15 protein-coding genes are annotated in these 17519 nt (G+C 59.4%); 5 read left to right on the top strand and 10 right to left on the bottom strand.

Annotated features, from left to right (window positions below; all coding sequences use genetic code 11):
• Positions 1 to 179 precede the first annotated feature (179 nt).
• From lolB1 to JAO77_RS10185, 4 genes are all read right to left on the bottom strand, one after another.
• Entirely contained in the window at positions 180 to 971 is a 792-nt protein-coding gene (gene lolB1, locus JAO77_RS10200) for a lipoprotein insertase outer membrane protein LolB1 (RefSeq protein WP_198990241.1), read from the bottom strand.
• Positions 964 to 2778 carry a tetratricopeptide repeat protein gene (locus JAO77_RS10195; protein WP_198990240.1) on the bottom strand — a complete coding sequence of 605 codons (1815 nt, stop codon included), beginning with the start codon at positions 2776 to 2778 and terminating at the stop codon, positions 964 to 966. Before JAO77_RS10195 ends, lolB1 begins: the two co-directional genes overlap by 8 nt.
• A gap of 114 nt (positions 2779 to 2892) precedes the next feature.
• Positions 2893 to 3903: a sugar phosphate nucleotidyltransferase gene (locus tag JAO77_RS10190; protein ID WP_198990239.1), complete on the bottom strand. Its 1011-nt coding sequence runs from the start codon at positions 3901 to 3903 to the stop codon at positions 2893 to 2895.
• Between the two features lie 116 nt (positions 3904 to 4019).
• A complete protein-coding gene (locus JAO77_RS10185) occupies positions 4020 to 4994 on the bottom strand; it encodes a threonine ammonia-lyase (protein WP_198990238.1) in 975 nt (324 codons plus the stop codon).
• Between the two features lie 97 nt (positions 4995 to 5091).
• Between JAO77_RS10185 and JAO77_RS10180 the strand changes: the two genes are divergently transcribed.
• On the top strand, positions 5092 to 5472 hold the full coding sequence (locus tag JAO77_RS10180; protein WP_198990237.1) for a hypothetical protein: 381 nt from the start codon (positions 5092 to 5094) through the stop codon (positions 5470 to 5472).
• 63 nt (positions 5473 to 5535) lie between these two features.
• Here JAO77_RS10180 and dut read toward each other — a convergent pair whose 3' ends face one another.
• From dut to JAO77_RS10165, 3 genes are all read right to left on the bottom strand, one after another.
• The gene (gene dut, locus JAO77_RS10175) at positions 5536 to 5976 is read right to left on the bottom strand and encodes a dUTP diphosphatase (RefSeq protein WP_235998344.1); all 441 of its coding nucleotides are present in this window, start codon (positions 5974 to 5976) and stop codon (positions 5536 to 5538) included.
• A 97-nt stretch (positions 5977 to 6073) separates the two neighbouring features.
• Positions 6074 to 7822, bottom strand: a complete 1749-nt coding sequence (locus JAO77_RS10170; protein WP_198990236.1) for a M3 family oligoendopeptidase — start codon at positions 7820 to 7822, stop codon at positions 6074 to 6076.
• A gap of 193 nt (positions 7823 to 8015) precedes the next feature.
• Complete coding sequence (locus JAO77_RS10165) at positions 8016 to 9113, bottom strand: ferredoxin--NADP reductase (RefSeq protein ID WP_198990235.1); 1098 nt, start codon at positions 9111 to 9113, stop codon at positions 8016 to 8018.
• A 132-nt stretch (positions 9114 to 9245) separates the two neighbouring features.
• Here JAO77_RS10165 and JAO77_RS10160 point away from each other — a divergent pair, with 132 nt between their 5' ends.
• A complete protein-coding gene (locus JAO77_RS10160; protein ID WP_198990234.1) occupies positions 9246 to 9932 on the top strand; it encodes a peptidoglycan DD-metalloendopeptidase family protein in 687 nt (228 codons plus the stop codon).
• A 38-nt stretch (positions 9933 to 9970) separates the two neighbouring features.
• Here the strand turns inward: JAO77_RS10160 and JAO77_RS10155 are convergent, their stop codons facing one another.
• Positions 9971 to 10960, bottom strand: coding sequence for a polyprenyl synthetase family protein (locus JAO77_RS10155; protein ID WP_198990233.1), 990 nt, complete (start codon positions 10958 to 10960; stop codon positions 9971 to 9973).
• A gap of 82 nt (positions 10961 to 11042) precedes the next feature.
• On the opposite strand from JAO77_RS10155, the gene JAO77_RS10150 reads away from it, so the two are divergent.
• Positions 11043 to 11912: an alpha/beta hydrolase family protein gene (locus tag JAO77_RS10150; protein WP_198990232.1), complete on the top strand. Its 870-nt coding sequence runs from the start codon at positions 11043 to 11045 to the stop codon at positions 11910 to 11912.
• The gene (gene folK / locus JAO77_RS10145) at positions 11909 to 12400 is read left to right on the top strand and encodes a 2-amino-4-hydroxy-6-hydroxymethyldihydropteridine diphosphokinase (RefSeq protein ID WP_198990231.1); all 492 of its coding nucleotides are present in this window, start codon (positions 11909 to 11911) and stop codon (positions 12398 to 12400) included. Before JAO77_RS10150 ends, folK begins: the two co-directional genes overlap by 4 nt.
• 95 nt (positions 12401 to 12495) lie before the next feature.
• Here the strand turns inward: folK and fabD are convergent, their stop codons facing one another.
• A complete protein-coding gene (gene fabD / locus JAO77_RS10140) occupies positions 12496 to 13398 on the bottom strand; it encodes an ACP S-malonyltransferase (RefSeq protein ID WP_198990230.1) in 903 nt (300 codons plus the stop codon).
• Positions 13399 to 13519: 121 nt separating this feature from the next.
• The gene (locus JAO77_RS10135) at positions 13520 to 16483 is read right to left on the bottom strand and encodes a T9SS type B sorting domain-containing protein (RefSeq protein ID WP_198990229.1); all 2964 of its coding nucleotides are present in this window, start codon (positions 16481 to 16483) and stop codon (positions 13520 to 13522) included.
• A gap of 266 nt (positions 16484 to 16749) precedes the next feature.
• On the opposite strand from JAO77_RS10135, the gene JAO77_RS10130 reads away from it, so the two are divergent.
• Positions 16750 to 17487 (top strand): succinate dehydrogenase cytochrome b subunit, encoded by a 738-nt coding sequence (locus tag JAO77_RS10130; RefSeq protein ID WP_198990228.1) that lies wholly within the window; start codon positions 16750 to 16752, stop codon positions 17485 to 17487.
• Positions 17488 to 17519 lie beyond the last annotated feature (32 nt).

The raw sequence follows: 17519 nt of genomic DNA, 5'->3' as shown, positions 1-17519 counted from the left end.
GTAACGCTGCTACTCGGACTTAGGGAATCAGGCCGAAAAAAGCTGTCTAATCCTCCTTTTTAGTCAAGTATTCCTCCTATATGCCTAGGGTAACTCAGGGGTATCACGCATAAAACTGCCCTCAGAAAACTTCGCTTGCGAGCTTCTGAGGGCAGTTTTACACCAGCCTGCCAGGAGGCTTACTTTTTAATACGAGTTTCCTTTTTAAAGCCTTTTGGGATGCTGAACGGAAAATCGAGGTGGCCAGCACCTACCTCTACTTTCGAGAAGCTAAGCGTAGCCGACGTGCTTTCGGCCCCGCCCTGCTGGCCAACTACATTGGCCGTGTAGGCAAAAGGCAGGTTGGTGCCTTCGAGCTTTTGAAAATCGGAGTAAGCAACGGTGAGGCTACGCTGCGCACCGCTCTCGCTCACTTTCAACTGCTGCAAGCGGCCCGACTCGGTGCTTATAAGCTGCTCGAGCAGCAACGCAGCCTGTGGGTAGGTCACGGCTTGGTTAGCGCCCTCGGTGCTCACCTTGGGGCTGGTACCAGTGGGGGCAGGCTGGTAGTCGCCCAGCAAAATGGCTTGCATCTGCTGGTAGCTCACGGGCACATTCAGCAACTGGCTGAGGTAAGCATAGTCGCCGGCGAAGTAGCTCTTTTGCAAACGGTTGACAACGCGCACCGAATCGGGCGTGAGCAGTGCCCGCACACCCTCGATGCCTAGCAACGAACCCGACAGCCAGATGGCCGAATCGCGCCGCACCCGCAGGTTAAAATTAGCCGATTGGTCTACTTCCTTGTGCTTGAAATGCACTTTGCCGCGGCCGTTTAGGTACTGAAAACTTGTGTTATTAGCTTTCACCCCGGCTGGGGCAGCCACGGGCGCCACGGCCGTAGACGTGCCCGGTCCGAGCTTGCCCGACGACGATGGTACGCGGTGGCAGCTAGCTAGCGCCAAGGCGGCCAGCATGATAGCAGATTTATTCATACAGCTTTTGTTCTTTGATTTTGCGGTCTAGCAGGGGCGAAGCGCCCGGCCCGGCCTTACGGGCACGCTGCCACTCGGCTATGGCCTGCGAGCGCTGACCTAGCTGCCACAGCACATCGCCATAGTGCTCAATGACAGCGGCATCTTTAGTGGTCTTAAGCGCGTGCTCCAGGCTGGTGCGGGCTCCCGCGTAGTCTTTTAGTTTATACAGTATCCAGGCGTAGGTGTCTAGGTAGGTATCGTTGTCGGGAAACTGCTTGACCGTGCGGCCCGACATTTCCTTGGCTTTCTCCAGCTTCTCGCCGCGTAGGCTCAGATAGTAGCTGTAGTTATTGAGAGCCCCGTAGTTATTGGGCTCCGCTGCCAAGGCCGATTCATACGCGGCATCCGATTTCGCGTTGTCTTTTAGCTCGTGGTAAGCGTCGCCGAGCTGAGCATCAAACTGCGCTTGTAGCTCGGCGTTGCCAGCGGCCAGCTTGCGGCCATGCTCCAGCGCCGATACTGCCTGCTTGGGCTGCTGCTTCAGCGAGTGCCCTACCCCATTAAAAAACCACAGCTGCGCCTGGTTGGGAAACAGCTCCAGTGCGCGGTCGCTGTGCACGAGCAGCGAATCGGCCTGGTTGAGCTCCGCATCGAGCAGCACTACTTGCTGCCACAGCTGGTATTTTGAGTTGTCGAAGCGCAGGGCCTTGAGGTAGGTGTTGCGGGCTTCGCGCTTTTTGCCGGTTAAGGTCTGCACATCGCCGGCCACGCTGTAAGCCTTAGCTTCCTTAGGGTGGCTGCGCACGGTGGCAGCAGCTAGGTCAAGGACCAGGGAGTTTAGCTTATCATTAGGCAGCTGTTTGAGGTAGCCCACCAAAATGCGTACTTGCTGGTCGATGTCAAGCGACGGATTCTCGAAGGCGAGCTTCAACTGCTTTTGCGAGGCTTCGGGCTGGTCTTGCTGGCGGTATACCTCGGCCAGTATCAGCCGGGCTTGTGGGTTGTCGGGGTCGATGCGCAGCGCCTGCTCGGCCACTCGAATGGCTTCCGGCAGCCGGTTGTTGGAGGCGTACATCTCGGCCTGAGCCAGCACGTAGCGCGGCTCAGTCGGGTTGTTAGCAATGAGGCTTTCGCCTTCCTTCAGCGCTAGCGGCAAGTTATTCTGGCGCAGGTATATCTGCTGCCGCTTAAAGGAAATCTCGTCCAGCGCTCCAAACTGCTGCTGCGCTTTCTCAAGGGTACCTAGGGCTTCGGGCAGCTTGTTTTGAGCCAGGTATAGGTCGGCCAGCTGAAACAGGTAGTTGCCCGAGCCCGGTACCTCGCGCACTAGGGTAGCGTAGGTGGCAGTAGCGGCATCATACTGCTTTTGGCTGGCTTGCGCCTGCGCTAGCAGCAGATAATAATAGGCGTTCTTAGGTTCAAGCTGCACGGCCGCTCGGGCGTAGTTAGCAGCATCTCGCAGGTTGCCGCTCAGCAAGTTAGCTTCGGCTATTTTGTAATTGACAGCCGCGTTGTCGGGGCTGAGGGCGTAGGCTTTCAGCAGGCGGTCGAGCGCTTTAGGGTAGTCTTCGAGCGTCACGTACTTCACGCCATCCACAAAAAGAGCTTCGCTTACCTCCTTGTCCTTGGGTGAAAGCACCGGAGCCGCGGGCCGCGGGGCATCGCCAGCAGCAGCCCGGCGCGCCAGCTCGCGCTTTTCCTGGCGGCTGAGCTTGGTGGGCTTGCGAATGACGGCGGCGCTATCGGCCGGCGCACGCCGGCTCTGCGCCCAGCCTGCCGGACCACACAATCCCAAAACCAACAGACTCACAACAAATTGACGCATAGCTCTTCTCGCGCAGGCTAAGGCCTGCCTCACGAAAGTACGGGGGAATAAAGACGAACGACGCGACCCTCCGGGAGGGCCGCGTCGTCGATAACGTCAGACTGCGTCAAAAAATCACACTTTCAACACATTATAATCGCCTACACTTAGGTCGATGGCTTTGCTGCTCACGCTGGCGAAGTTGCCAATCATGGAGTCGGTAATAACGGCATTGAGTACCGAGGCCGACGTCTGCACAATGGAGTTCGACACGCACGAATCGCGCACGTTGCTCTTGCTGCCAATGCTCGTGTGCGGGCCCACTACCGAGTTGGTAATGACGGCGTTTTCACCAATATAAACGGGCTCGATAAGTACCGAATTGATGATGATAGCCGAGTCGGCCACCAGGTTTTCGCCGCGCTCTTTGAGATACTCTAGGTAGCGCTGGTTGGTGAAGACGGTAGCATCCTTGTTGCCGCAGTCGAGCCACTCGGTTACTTGGCCGGGCACGAAGATGGTGCCCTTGTTCTTCATGTTCTCGAGGGCGTTAGTGAGTTGGTACTCGCCTTTGTCCTTGATGTCATTGTCGAGCAGGTACTGCAGTTCGCTGCGCAGGTACTCGCCGTCCTGGAAGTAGTAGATGCCAATAATGGCGAGGTCCGATACGAAGATTTCGGGCTTTTCTACGAAGTCGGTAATCTGGCCTTGCTCGTTGAGCTTCACCACGCCGAAAGGCTTGGGGTCCTCTACCTTCTGCACCCAGATGGTGCCGGGCACCGAGCTATCAAGCGTAAAGTCAGCTTTGAACAGCGTATCAGCAAACGCTACCACCAGCGGACCGCTCAGCGAGTCTTTGGCGCACAAAATGGCGTGGGCGGTACCTAGGGGCTCGTCTTGGTAGTAAATAGTGCCCTTTGCTCCTACCGATTCGGCGATTTTAATTAGGCTTTTTTCTACTTCGGCACCAAAGCGGCCGATAATGAACGCCACCTCCTCTACGGCCTCGCCGCACACGCGGGCAATATCTTCTACAAGGCGCTGCACAATGGGTTTGCCGGCAATCGGAATCAGGGGTTTGGGTACAGTGAGCGTGTGCGGACGCATCCGCTTGCCCATGCCAGCCATCGGGACGATGATTTTCATTGGAGGGAGAGAAGGAGTGAAAGAAGGTTTGTCTTCGACAGATACTTGTTTTGGTCAGAATCGTTTCGCCGCAAAGAAACGCCCGAACCCAGTAGGATGCTACTGGCGTGCACTATTTAGTGCAGCAGTAGCTCAGCCAATACGGCCGGGTCTACGTTGCCACCACTGAGAATGAGCACCGTATGCCGGCTGGGCGGCAGGCTAGCACGGTGGCGCAGTATGGCCGCCAGCGGCAGCGCGGCCGTGGGCTCTACTACCAGCCGGGCTTCGAGTAGCAGGCGGCGGGCAGCGGCGCGCAATTCGGCCTCGCTCACGGTCACTACGTCGTCGGCGTATTGGCGCAGGTGTGCCAGGGTAAGCTCGCTCAGGGCCAGGGTACGCACCCCGTCGGCTAAGGTTCGGTTGGTGTCGGCAGCGGCCCACTCTACCACTTGCCCCTGGCGGAATGACGCCTGAGCGTCGGCCGCCAGCTCGGGCTCGACACCAATAATTTTCACACTAGGCTTCAGGAGTTTGAGCGCCGCAGCTACGCCACCTAGCAAGCCACCGCCACCCACGGGGGCCAGCACCAGCTCTACGGCGGGCAGGTCTTCTAGTATTTCCAACCCTACGGTGCCTTGGCCGGCTATTACATAGGCATCGTCGAAGGGAGGCACCAGTACGGGCGGGTGGGCAGCATTGGCCAGCAGCCGGGCGGCCACGGCCTCGCGCTTTTCATGGGCAGGGTCGTAGAGCAGTACCTCGGCTCCTAGGTGCCGCGTAGCCGCTATTTTGACCTGCGGCGCATTGGTGGGCATGATAATGGTTGCCTTCAGGCCAAGCTGGCGGGCGGCGTAGGCCACCCCTTGGGCGTGGTTGCCGCTGCTGTAGGCCAGCACGCCCCGCGCCCGCTCCTCGGCCGTCAGGGCCATGATGCGGTTGCCCGCCCCCCTGATTTTGAATGAGCCGATGGGCTGTAAGCTTTCTGGCTTCAAAAAAACCTGTTCGCCAGGCAGCTCGGCCACCTCAAAGGGTAGCAGGGGGGTGCGCCGGGCCAGGCCTTGCAGACGCTGCCGGGCCTGCTCAATGTCGGAAAGCGTAACAAGCTTCATACGTATCCTAGGGTCAACTTACCAATGCGTGCAAAGTTGCGGCGAAAACTGCTGCCCCACCTTCCGCGTTAGCTTTTCCGTCCCGTACTTTGCTTGTATGAACTACATTTCTGAAATCGAATCCAGCATCCAAAGCCTGTTTGCCGCTACCAGCGCCGGCTTCACCCAAGACGCCAGTGCCGGCCAGAGCCAGGTTGGTAATTGGCTCAACTCGCTGCAGAGCAGCAACGACCCCGCCCTGCGCCCCATCGCTCAGGAGCTTGATGTGCTCAACCGGGCTATTGGCAGCGGCGATGCCTCGGCCATGGCCAAGTCGTTTTACCAACTTGGTAACCTCACCGGCAAAGCAGCCCTCAACCTGCACGCCTTCGGTGGTGTGGGCGACAAACTGCGCGAGCTAAGCCAAAAGCTCATTTCGGCTGGTGGTAACCTCCAGATTATCGGCCAGCAGCAGAACCGCCACGCGGCTCATCATTAGTAGTGCTTATGTAGAAAGTGCCTAGTGCTTAGTACTTCATATCTAAGCACTAGGCACTTTCTATTACTTACCAGTGCTGCCGTAGCCGCCTGCACCACGCTCGGTTTCGCTGAGCTGCTCGACGGGCTGCCAGGAGATGGTTTCATGCCGCGCCACTACCAGCTGTGCAATCCGCTCCCCATCCTGCACCACAAATGGTTCATTGGATAGGTTGACCAGCAGCACCTTAATCTCACCCCGATAGTCGGCATCGATAGTGCCGGGGCTGTTGACGATGCCAATGCCGTGCTTGTAGGCCAGGCCACTGCGTGGCCGCACCTGTGCCTCGTAGCCCACGGGCAGGGCCAAGCTCAGGCCAGTGGATATTAATTGCCGCTCTAGCGGCCCTAGGGTAATGGGGCCGTTGGGCAGGTCGGCGCGCAAGTCGAGGCCGGCCGCGTGCGCCGTTTGGTACTCGGGTAGCGAATGCCGCGAGCGGTTGATAACGGGAATTGTAAGCATCATTTGCCAAAATTACTGGTCGCCGCCGCCCTAGGCGCACACAAAAAAGCCCGGTTTGTTGCCGGGCTTTTTTATGTGCAGTTGGCAAGAAGCGTTCACTTTACAGCGCTGCCATCTCGTCACGCACAAAGTCAGCGAGCTGCGTCAGGTATTCGGTACTGAAATCGAAGCGGATACCGGCTGCGGCGTACACCTCCCCAATGGGTCGGGTATACCCTAGGGCCAAGGCCCGCTGGTAGCCAGCCAGCGCCGCGGCCGGGTCTTGCCGGAAGTTGCGCCACACGGCAATAGCCCCAAGCTGTGCCAATGCGTACTCGATGTAGTAGAACGGCACTTCGTAGAGGTGCAGCTGCTTCTGCCACAGGTAGGGGCGGAAGTTTTCGAGGCCGCGCCAGCTTACGGTGCGCTGGTTAAACTCCTGGAAAATATGGGTCCAGCGCTGGTGGCGTTGCGCCTCGGTGTGGGCGGGATTCTCGTATATCCAGTGCTGAAACTTGTCGATGGTGGCCACCCACGGAAAGGTTTCTAACACGCTCTCTAGGTGCGTTTTCTTGGCGCGGCGCAGCTCGGCAGGGTCGTCGAAGAAGACATCCCAGTGGTCCATGCTCATTAGCTCCATGCTCATCGAAGCAAGCTCGGCCACCTCACTCGGTGGGTGCTTGTCGGCCGACAAGGGCAAGCGGCGCGTGAGAAAGGAGTGCACCGCGTGCCCACCTTCGTGCAGCATCGTTACCACGTCGCGCAGCGACGAGGTGGCGTTCATAAAAATAAACGGCACCCCCGTTTCGTCCAGCGGGTAGTTGTAGCCGCCTGGCGCCTTGCCCTTGCGCGACTCTAGGTCGAGGTGGCCCATGTGGCGCATGGTGCTTAGGCACTGCCCTAGGAAGGGGTCGAGGCGCTGAAAAACCGTGATGGTTTTCTCCAGCAGTTCCTCGCCGGTTTGGAACGGCTGCAGGGGCGGCTTGCCGCTGGGGTCTACGTCGAGGTCCCAGGGCCTCAGTTCGGGCAGCGACAGGTCGTGGCGGCGGGCCTCATCAAACTCATCAATGAGCGGCACCACCGTTTCCCGAATGGCTGAGTGGAAATTAAACGTGTCCTCTGGGGTGTAGTCGAAGCGCCCAAGCGCGGCAAACATGTAGTCACGAAAGTTTCCGAAGCCTGCATTTAGCGCTACCTGGTGGCGCAACTGCACCAGTTCGGTAAAGAGCTGGTCGAGCGGCTGGCTGTCTTGCAGCCGCCGCGCCTGGATGGCCCGCCACGCCTGCTCGCGCACGGGGCGCGATAGGCTCTTGAGGCGGTCGGCGGCGCGGGGCAGCGTTAGCTCCTCGCCATCAAGGGTTACCGTCATGGCGCCCACGGTAGCGGCGTACTGCTGCTGCTTGGTCGAGATTTCGGTTTTCAGCGCAATATTTTCTTCGCGGTAAATCTCCGACGCCCGGCGTACCGAGCGCAGGAATACGCCGTAACGCGCTTCATCCAGCTCGTTTAAGCTGGGGGCAGCCAGTAGCTTTTCGTTGAGGGCATGGTCGTAGGGCGCTACCTGCGGCTCGATTTCCTGCACAAAAAACTGAAACGCCTCGGCGTGGCTCTCGTCCTGGGTGTCGCAGGTCATGCGGATGTAGCGCCACGCTAGGTCTTCACTCAGCACGGCTTCAAGCTCCGAGCGGTCGAGTAGCCACTGTTCTAGAACGGCGGCATCGGGTAAATTGCGGGTTTGTAGTTCCTGAAAGAAAGGCTCTAGTGTCGCCCAATCGGTGACGTAAAACTCCTCAGGTAAGTAGTGGCGCGGGGGGCGCGCCGTATCAGTCGCCACGGATAGGGCATTCGTATCAACCTCAGATATCAGCATAGAAATAGGGTACGCAAATGGTAGGCAAATGGGTGTGGCCTTTGCTAAATCAACTAGCCAGCCGCTTGCTTGCGGCGGGCAAAGTAAGCTGCACGGCTTAAGTTTCAACCGCCAAAGGTTACCGAATGATTATGCCACACCTACCCAGCCAGCCGCAAGCAGCTGGCTGGCACCCCAATAACATTACCTAGGGCTAGCCTATTTCTATTACCACATCGCTGGTGAGCGGGTGGGCCACGCAGGTGAGCACATAGCCTTTGGCGATTTCAGAGTCGGACAGCCCCTCGCGCTCGTCGAGGTGTACTTTGCCCGATAGGCACTTGCCGCGGCAGGCGGTGCACAAGCCGGCTTGGCACGAGTAGGGCAGGTCGATGTCTTCGTCAAGCGCGGCATCCAAAATGGTTTTGCCGGTAGGCACGTTGAGCACGTATTCGCTGCCCTCGTACTGAATGGTCACGTTGCGGCTTTTCACGGGGCCATCGTCGGTGCCGGCCAGCACGTCGCCGTGGGTGGCACTGGCTTCGGCCGTATCGGCGGCCGCCACAAAGCTCTCGCGCCGGATGCGGCTGCTCGGCACATTGAGCAGTTGCAAGGCTGCTTCGGCTTCCGTCATCAGGCCCTCGGGCCCGCAGATGTAGTACTCGGCCTGCGGCGCCGGAAATTGGTGGCGCTGCTCCAGAATGCGCAAAATGGTAGTGCGGTTGACGCGGCCCGTGTGCTGGTGCGGCCCGGCCGGGCGTAGCGGCTGGCTATACACATGCTCTACCTGCAGGCGGCCGCGGCTGTTGGCTTCTAGGTCGGCAAGCTGCTGCTTAAAAATGACGGACTCCTCGTTGCGGTTGCCATAAAGCAGTAGCACGTGGCTTTGCGGCTCCTCGCTGAGAATGGCCTTGAGCATGCTCATGAGCGGCGTGATGCCAGAGCCCGCCCCAATGAGCACCAGCGAGCGCGCCGCCTTGGGGCTGGGCTGCACTACAAAGTTGCCGAGGGGCGGCAGCACCTCGTACTGCTGGCCTACCTTCACGGTATCGAGCAAGTAGTTGCTGACCAGGCCACCGGCCACGCGCTTCACCGTTACCGACAGCCTAGGTGCCTCGGCCGGCGTGCTGCTGAGCGAGTAGGCGCGGCGCTCGGGCTTAGAGCCAGCCGGGCCGCAGGGCACCAGCAAGGTCAGGAACTGGCCCGGCTTGCTGGGCACGGTTTGGCGGTCGGGCCGCTCGAGGTGAATAGTAACGGTATCAGGAGTTTCCTGGGTAAGGGCAACGACGGTCAGCGTCAGGTACGACGACATGGGCTCGGACTTGATATATTTAGAATAAAGCGCAAATTTACGGTTCGTGTGCTTGGTACGGCTAGTGTATAATTTGGGTGCCTACCCCAACCTAGGGCCCGCGTGGGCGCCGTAGCCTAGCTTCGCAGCCCCATGCCACAAGACCTAGCTTCCCTCCTAGCCCGGCACCGCGGGCAGTTTGCCGCCGTGCTTCCCACTTGCGCCTTGGTCGACCCCACCGCAGCACAACTCGATTTCACTGCCTCTAACCCGCACCTAGGGCGCCCCGAAGAGCTACGAGACACTGCATTCTTCGACAAGGTGGTGGACACCATGCTAGCCGAGCAACGGGCCACCGTCGGCCTGGGCGGCTACCTCGAAAACCGTGTTATCTACCGTCGCAGCCCGCACTTCGCCGACGCCACGGAGCCCCGCTCGCTGCATCTCGGGCTCGATGTATGGGTACCGGCGGGCACGCCTGTAGCCACGCCCCTACCCGCTACGGTGCACAGTCTGGCCGATAACAACAATTTTGGCGACTATGGCCCGACTGTCATCTTAGCACACGAACTCGAAGGGAGGACGTTTTTCAGCCTCTACGGCCACCTCACGCGCACCGACCTCCTAGGTCTGCAACCGGGGCAGGCGCTGGCCCAAGGCCAAACTTTTGCCCACGTAGGCCCCTACCCCGAAAATGGTGACTGGCCGCCGCACCTACACTTCCAGCTCATCGCCGATATGCAGGGCCGCTGGGGCGATTTTCCGGGTGTAGCCCCGCCCAGCGAGCGCGCTTATTGGGCAGAGCTGTGCCCTGACCCAGCGCTTGTTATAGGTAATTAGCGTAATAGCAGAACAGTATTACGCCTATTACTTATTACTTATTTCTCCCGCTCTATCGTGTAGTTTATCAGCGCCTCCAGTGAGGTGCGAGCGGCCGAGGCCGGAAACTCGTGCAGAATAGCTAGGGCTTCGTCGCGGTAGCGCTCCATGGTGCGCACGGCATAGTCGAGGCCGCCCGATTTTTTGACGAAGTCGATAACCTGCTGCACGCGGTCACGGTGGCCAGCGTTGTTCTTCACGTTGAAAATAACGCGGCGCTTATCGAGCCAGCTCGCCTGCTGCAAGGCATAGATGAGCGGCAACGTCATTTTTTTCTCCTTGATGTCGATGCCCACGGGCTTGCCAATTTCGGCAGTGCCGTAGTCAAACAGGTCATCTTTTATCTGGAAAGCCATGCCCACTTTCTCGCCGAAAAGGCGGGCGCGCTCAACTATTTCTTTGCTAGCGCCTACCGATGCTGCCCCCACCGCCGTGCAAGAGGCGATGAGTGACGCTGTTTTCTGGCGGATAATATCAAAGTAAACGTCCTCCGTGATGTCGAGGCGGCGGGCCTTTTCGATTTGCAGTAGCTCGCCTTCACTAAGCTCGCGCACCGCCCGGTTTACTATCTTCAGCAGGTCAAAATCATCGTGCTCTAGCGCCAGCTGCAAGCCGCGCGAAAGTAGGTAGTCGCCCACCAGCACAGCTATCTTATTTTTCCATAACGCATTGATGGAGAAGAAGCCGCGACGGTAGTTGCTCTCGTCCACCACATCGTCGTGCACCAGCGTGGCGGTGTGCAGCAACTCGATGAGCGCCGCGCCCCGAAAGGAAGCGGGATTTAGCGGGCCGGCCGGGTCGGCGGCTACAGTGCGGGCCGTTAAAAACACGAACATGGGCCGCACCTGCTTGCCTTTGCGGCGCACAATGTAGCCCATTATCTTGTCGAGCAGCAGCACGTTGGTTTGCATCGACTGGCGAAATTTCACTTCAAACTCAGCCATTTCGGCGGCGATAGGAGCCTGAATAGAGTCGAGCGGGTGTGCCATGCGGGCGCAATGATACGGCAGCCGGGCGCATTGGCCCCTACTGCCTAGGAAGTAGCTTGCGGTACTTTTCCTCGCTATACGTATGCTTACTACTGTTGAGTTCGTGCTCACGGGCACCGGCCACGGCCGCCCTTTTGCCGCCGATGCCACCTATTTAACTCCTGCTTCGCCTACCGCCCCGGCCCGGCCCGTGGTGGTGTTCGTGCATGGGTTCAAAGGTTTTAAGGACTGGGGGCACTTCCCGCTGCTAGCGCGTTTTTTTGCCGAGCAGGGCTTTGTATTCATCAAGCTCAACCTCTCGCACAACGGCGTGGTAGTGGGCGGCACCGGCGACCTAGAAGACCTCGAAGCCTTTGGGCACAACAACTTTAGCCACGAGCTTAACGACCTAGGGCAGCTGCTCGACGCCCTACATACCCCCGGCGCTACGCCGCTGCCCGCGCTCTTGCTCGACCTAGGGCGCCTGTATCTCATCGGCCATAGCCGTGGGGGCGGACTGGTGCTGCTGAAGGCTGCTGAAGACGCCCGCATCGCGGCCGTGGCTACCTGGGCCGCCGTGGCCGACCTTGCGCCGCGCTGGCCCGCCGAGGTTATTGCGCAGTGGCAGCGCGAAGGCGTGCTCTACGTGCCCAACTCGCGCACCGGCCAGCAGCTGCCTATGTACTACCAAATTGCCGAAGACTACCACGCCAACCGGCCGCGCCTCGACCTACCTAGGCTGGTGCCACAGCTGCGCCAGCCCTTGCTCATTGTGCACGGCGACCCCGACGAAACCGTGCCCCTGAGCGCCGCCGAGGAGCTCTTGGCCCGCAAGCCCGACGCAGAGCTTTTCATCGTGCCGGAGGCAGGGCACATGTTCGGCGGCGGCCATCCGTGGTCCTCCCCCGAGCTGCCACCTCTGGCCCGGCTGGTGGCCGAGCGCACTGCTACTTTCTTTCAGCAACACGCATGAGCAGCGTTGTATCGTATCTGCTGCTGGGCGGCAACCTAGGCGACCGCGTCGCCTACTTGCAGCAGGCTCAGCAGGTGCTTGCCGCCACGGCCGGCGCTATCGTAGCGGCGTCGGCTTACTACGAAACGGCCGCTTGGGGCGTGGAGGACCAGCCCGCCTTTCTAAACCAGGTGCTGGCCGTGCGCACTGCCCTGCCCGCCGCCGAGTTGCTTGCGGCCTGCCTGGCCACCGAGCAGCAGGCCGGCCGTGAGCGACGGCTGCGCTGGGGTGCCCGCACGCTCGATGTCGATATTTTGTTTTACGGGCAGGAAATTATCAATACTCCTACTCTAACGGTGCCGCACCCAGCGCTGCCCGCCCGCCGCTTTGCCCTAGTGCCGCTGGCCGAGCTAGCTCCTGGTTTGGTGCATCCGCAGCTGCACCAAACGGTAGCTGAGCTACTGGCCCATTGCCCCGACCCGCTGGAAGTGACGCGGGTAAAAAGCTAAAGCCTACTACAAGCCTTGACCTTTATGGAGGTCAGAGCTTGCAGTAGGCTTTAGCCTAGTTTTGCCCTAGGTAGTACCCTAGGGCAACTATCTATTTACACCGAGGCAGCAGTAGCAGTGGGGGCAATTTTCTTCACCAAGCCTTGCAGCACCTTGCCGGGGCCACATTCTAGGAAAGTGACAGCGCCATCCTGCGCCATGGCTTGCACACTCTGGGTCCAGCGTACGGGCGCAGTGAGTTGGGCCAGCAGGTTGGCTTTGATTTCGGCGGGGTCGCGGTGCGGAGCAGCATCTACGTTCTGGTACACGGGGCAGCGCGCGGGCTGGAAGGTGGTGCGCTCGATGGCCTCGGCCAGTGCGGCCTGGGCCGACTGCATCAGGGGCGAGTGGAAGGCCCCACCCACGGGCAGCGGCAAGGCACGCTTAGCCCCGGCCGCCTTCAGGGCTTCGCAGGCTTTGGTGATGCCTTCGGTTGAGCCCGAAATAACGAGCTGACCGGGGCAATTGTAGTTGGCCGCTACCACTACGTCGCCGCCAGCTGTAATTTCCTGGCACACGCGCTCTACCACGTCGTCGGCTAGGCCCAAGATGGCGGCCATTGTGCCGGGCTGCTCCTCACATGCCGCTTGCATGGCTTGGGCGCGGCGGGCCACCAGCGGCAGCGCATCGGCAAACGAGAGCACGCCGGCCGCCACTAGCGCCGAGAACTCACCTAGGGAATGGCCGGCCACCATAGCGGGCTGCAAATCGGGCTGCGCCACAAACTGCGCCACCGAGTGCACAAATACGGCGGGCTGCGTCACGTCGGTGCGGCGCAGGTCGGCCTCGGTGCCCTCAAACATCAGGTTGGTGAGGCTGAACCCCAGAATGTCATTGGCCTGCGTGAGTAAGGCACGAGCAGCCTCGTTTTGGTCGAATAGCTCGCGGGCCATGCCCGGAAACTGGCTGCCCTGGCCAGGAAAAACAACGGCCACGGGGCCAGCGGTGGTAGGTTGCATAAGCGGTATAAACAGCGTTACTTAGGTAAAAAAGGCTAGCCAGCGGCTGGCGAGGCAAACTTAGCGCAAAAAAAAGCCGCCTCTTCCGAGACGGCTTTTATTGCTTGCTGGGCGGCTGGCGCTAGCGGGCCACTTCTACCCAGCCTTTGTAGGTGCGCTTGGTAGCGGCAAAGTCCGCAAATTCAACCTCGGCCAGGTAGTAGTAGAGGCCGTTGGACACTTTGCCGCTAGACCCCGTTTCGCCGAGCGGGCCGCCGCCGTCCCAGTTGATGTAGGGGTCCCGGTCGCTTTCATACACCTTGCGGCCCCAGCGGTTGAAAATCTGGATGTGGGTGCGCACGATGGGGCTAGCCGTTTTGGGCCGGAACTTCTCATTGAGCTCGTCCCCATTGGGGGTGAAGATATTAGGCAGCAAGAAGAATACGCAGTTGTCCTGGCAAGCCACGTTGCTCAGAGCGCTGCGCACCTTGGCCGCGTTTACGGCCTGCACCACGTAGCAGCCCGCCCCGCCCGTGTTGCCGGCCGGGTTCAGCGGCACCTGGTGCAGGTAAGTATACTGCGTGGTCGAGTCGATGAGGGTGAAGGCGCCCTCTGGAGTAGGACGGTAGTAGATGCGGAAATACGCCACGTCCGAGCTGCAGCCGGCCGGCGTGCTCCCGAGGGTCCAGCGCAGGCGGTTCTGGTAGCGCTGAGCGGCAAAGTTGAAATTCGAATCTCGCTGGTCGAGGTCAGCCAAACTGTCGCAGTTGATGGGCGCTACGGTCAGCACCGGCGTGCAAGGCGTGGGGATGAGCACCGTGCACTGCTGCTGGCTGCGGTTGAGTAGGTTGGTCAATATCGGCTGGCCCAGCGAGTTGACCGGCGTGGCATACTGCCCGTTCGTTTGCACGTAGTAGCAGTACGTTTCGCCCACCGTGAGGCCCTGGTCGTTGTACGTGACGCTAGTAGCACCAGCGTTAGGCGTCACAGTCGTAAGCAGGCTGAATGCCCCCGCGCCCGTGCCCACCCGGCGGTAGATGCTGGTGGGGCGGCCGCTGTTATCCCAAGGCACCTGGTAAGTCCAAGTCAGGGCATTTTGCCGACCTAGGCTGTTCGGCACCACGTTTAGGCGCACGCTGCTGGCCAGCGGCGAGGTCTCAGTGGTTTCGGCGCTGCCTGGCTGTGGAGCAGCCGCGCTAAAGAAAACCAACTGGTAGGTGTACTGCACATCTTGGGTGTTCAGCGCGGGGTCGCTGTCCACATAGGTAGTGTCGGCCAAGCTGGTTTTAGTGGTGACCAGCGTAAAGGGAGCGGCTCCAGTGGCGCTGCGGCTCAGGCGGTACCCTAAGGGGGCGTTAAAGTTGCCCACATTAGCCCGCGGCTGGGTCCACTTAATGGCAATCTGCCCGTTGGCGGTCGCTGTGGTTAGCACATCTACGTTGGTGAGCTGAGCCGAGCGGCCCGTGAGCGTGGCGCACGACTCGTTTGAGGCCAGGCTAGCCCCGCCTGCTGGCAGCGGAAATGTGACGTAGATGCGGTAGCAATACGTGCGGCCGCGGGTAAGCCCCTGGCCGTTGTTGTCGTCTGTATAGGCCGTCAGGTTGGCCGGAATGCTGGCAATGCGCGTGTAGCCTGCCGCTGCCGGAATCCCCGTTTCGCAGGGCCCCGGCGTGAACGGATACGAGTTTTCGCGCCGATAAATTTGAATAGTGGGCAGCACGCCCGGCTGGCTGGAGTATAGGCAAGGGTAGCTTGCCCAGGTCAGCAGCACGCGCTGGTTGGTGGTAGGAGCAGCTTGCAGGTTGGTGGGCGCGGGCCCCACTACCGTTACGCGCCACGTTTTTTCGTCAATCAAGGGAGGGTCGTTGGCGCTGGGCGGCGTGCGCGGCGTATCCTGCGCCTTAAATACCACTAGGTAAGGCTGGGCCGCAATATTCTCGCACGCCGTAGTCCAGTTGAACCGGCCCACCGCGCGCGGCGGCCCCTGGGTCGATTGCCGGAACGTGGCCGGTGGAATGATACCGCTGTAGGCAAAAAGCTGTACCGGCGTAGCCGGGGCATTCGGCCCCACACCATCTACCGCCGTTACAGCCTTATTGAGCACTGCCCCAGCCACCACACACGTGTCCTGCGGAATTTTAATGACGGGCGGCAGATTATTGGTAGCTACCACGTCTATCTGCATGTCGCGCAGTACTTCCCCTATCTTAATATAGCCTAGGGCGTTCTTACGCCACTCTTCCACGATAATCGCCACGTTGTACGTACCAGTACGTAGGGGTGCGTTCCAGATAAGCTGGCCGCTTCTATTAATGGTGAGCGAAGCGGGCGCCCCTACCTGCGCTAGCTGATTACCGTTATTATCCAGGAAAGACACCTGCACTGGATTCTGCCCCGGGGTGCCAAACGTCTGGCTGTTCGGGTATTCATACCCATTCGTAATGCTGGGCGTCGGAATAAAGTTAGCGGGCAGCGGGTTGGGTATCAGGGCTACTTGCTGGCTCTGCATCAGCCGGAAGCCTAGGGAGTCGCCGTCGGCGTCGTAGGCCGCGGGGTTGTGCAAAAACACTTGCCCGGCCGCGGCGGCATCAATGGCCGGCGCCCGCAGCACCGGCAAGCGGTTTTGCCCCAAGCCGGGGTCTACCGTGAGGGTGGTGCTGATGTAGAACGTTTGGTTTACCGAGGCCGTCATGTTCACCACGCCCGCCACTCGGTTGGCCTCCACCATGCTAGCCGTGTACCGGCCCGAGCCAGGGTACGTGTGCTCGAAGTAGAACGTGATAACGTTGGCCGTGGGCGAGACTGATACTTCGCTGGCTTTGGGAATCCCAGTCGGGATATCTAGGTCACTGGTTTTACCATCGCCGTAGTAAACCCTGATGGTATTTTGCTGCACATACCGCGGGTCGCGGTACAGCGTCAGCTTAAAGAAAATCCGATTCGGGTTGCGGGTCGGCGTCGTGTCGACCTTGGCCTGAATGTCGCCAGCACGCAGGTGGGTAGCGTGCGCGGCCGTGGGCAATAGCCAGCCTAAGCTGACTAGCCACAGTATGAGAAACCACCCGTTGCGCCAAACCGACGACTTAGGAGAGGAAAGTGTTTGCATATAACAATAATAAGGGGGGCCAAGCTGATTCCTTCACTGCCAACCTACTACTAGACACAACTTTTGAGGGCCAGTAGTGGTTATAAACTACGCTATACCAGCTTAACGGGCAGTGGCAGGGATTGATTCACGCCTACTGAGACTTCGCGAAACTGCAATATTTAACCATTCTAAATAGCACGCATATTGGGCGGCGTGCTTGGGGGTCAGGGGCCCCGGCCCTACCTTTGGGCGACTTAAGTAGCTCTTTTTTGGCTGATATTTTTATGAATTGGTTTACAAAAACCTTTACCAGCAGCATTGGGCGCAAGATTATCATGTCCCTGACAGGCTTGTTTCTCTGCACCTTCCTGGTAGTGCACTTGATTGGCAACTTCCAGCTCTTCAAAAACGACGACGGCGTAGCGTTCAACGTTTACTCGCACTTCATGGGTCATAACCCCATCATTCGCACCATCGAGTGGGGGCTAGTGCTGGGCTTTGGCTTCCACATCTACGAGGCCCTCATGCTGACGCTCCGCAATAAAGGCGCCCGCTCGCACAAATACGACCAGTGGGAAGCTAAGCAGAATTCGGAATGGACCTCGCGCAACATGGGCATTCTGGGCTCTATCATTCTGGTTTTCTTGATTGTACACTTGTACAACTTCTTCTGGCGCGCGCGCTTCGGCACTCCTGACCCGGACATTAACCACAACGACAATCTGTATAAGGTAGTCGTAACGTCGTTCCACCAGCTTTGGTATGTTATCCTGTACGTAGCCGCGCAGGCTAGCCTAGGGTACCACCTGTGGCACGGCTTCCGCTCGGGCTTCCAGACCCTGGGCCTCAACCACCGCAAATACATGCCACTGATTAAGAACTTTGGCTATGCTTTCGCTGTCCTAGTTTCGGCTGGTTTCGCTTCGATGCCGCTGTACTTTTACCTGTTCACCAACGAGCAAGGCGCGCTAAAAGATAGCGTAGCTATGACGTTGCAACATCTGACGTTAGCTTTCAACTAAGTTGTTAAGCCGTTAGGAGTTAGATAGCCGAA

The organism is Hymenobacter sp. BT559 (genome assembly GCF_016427535.1).
GTDB lineage: Bacteria > Bacteroidota > Bacteroidia > Cytophagales > Hymenobacteraceae > Hymenobacter.
This window is presented reverse-complemented; position numbering and strand designations above follow the sequence as displayed.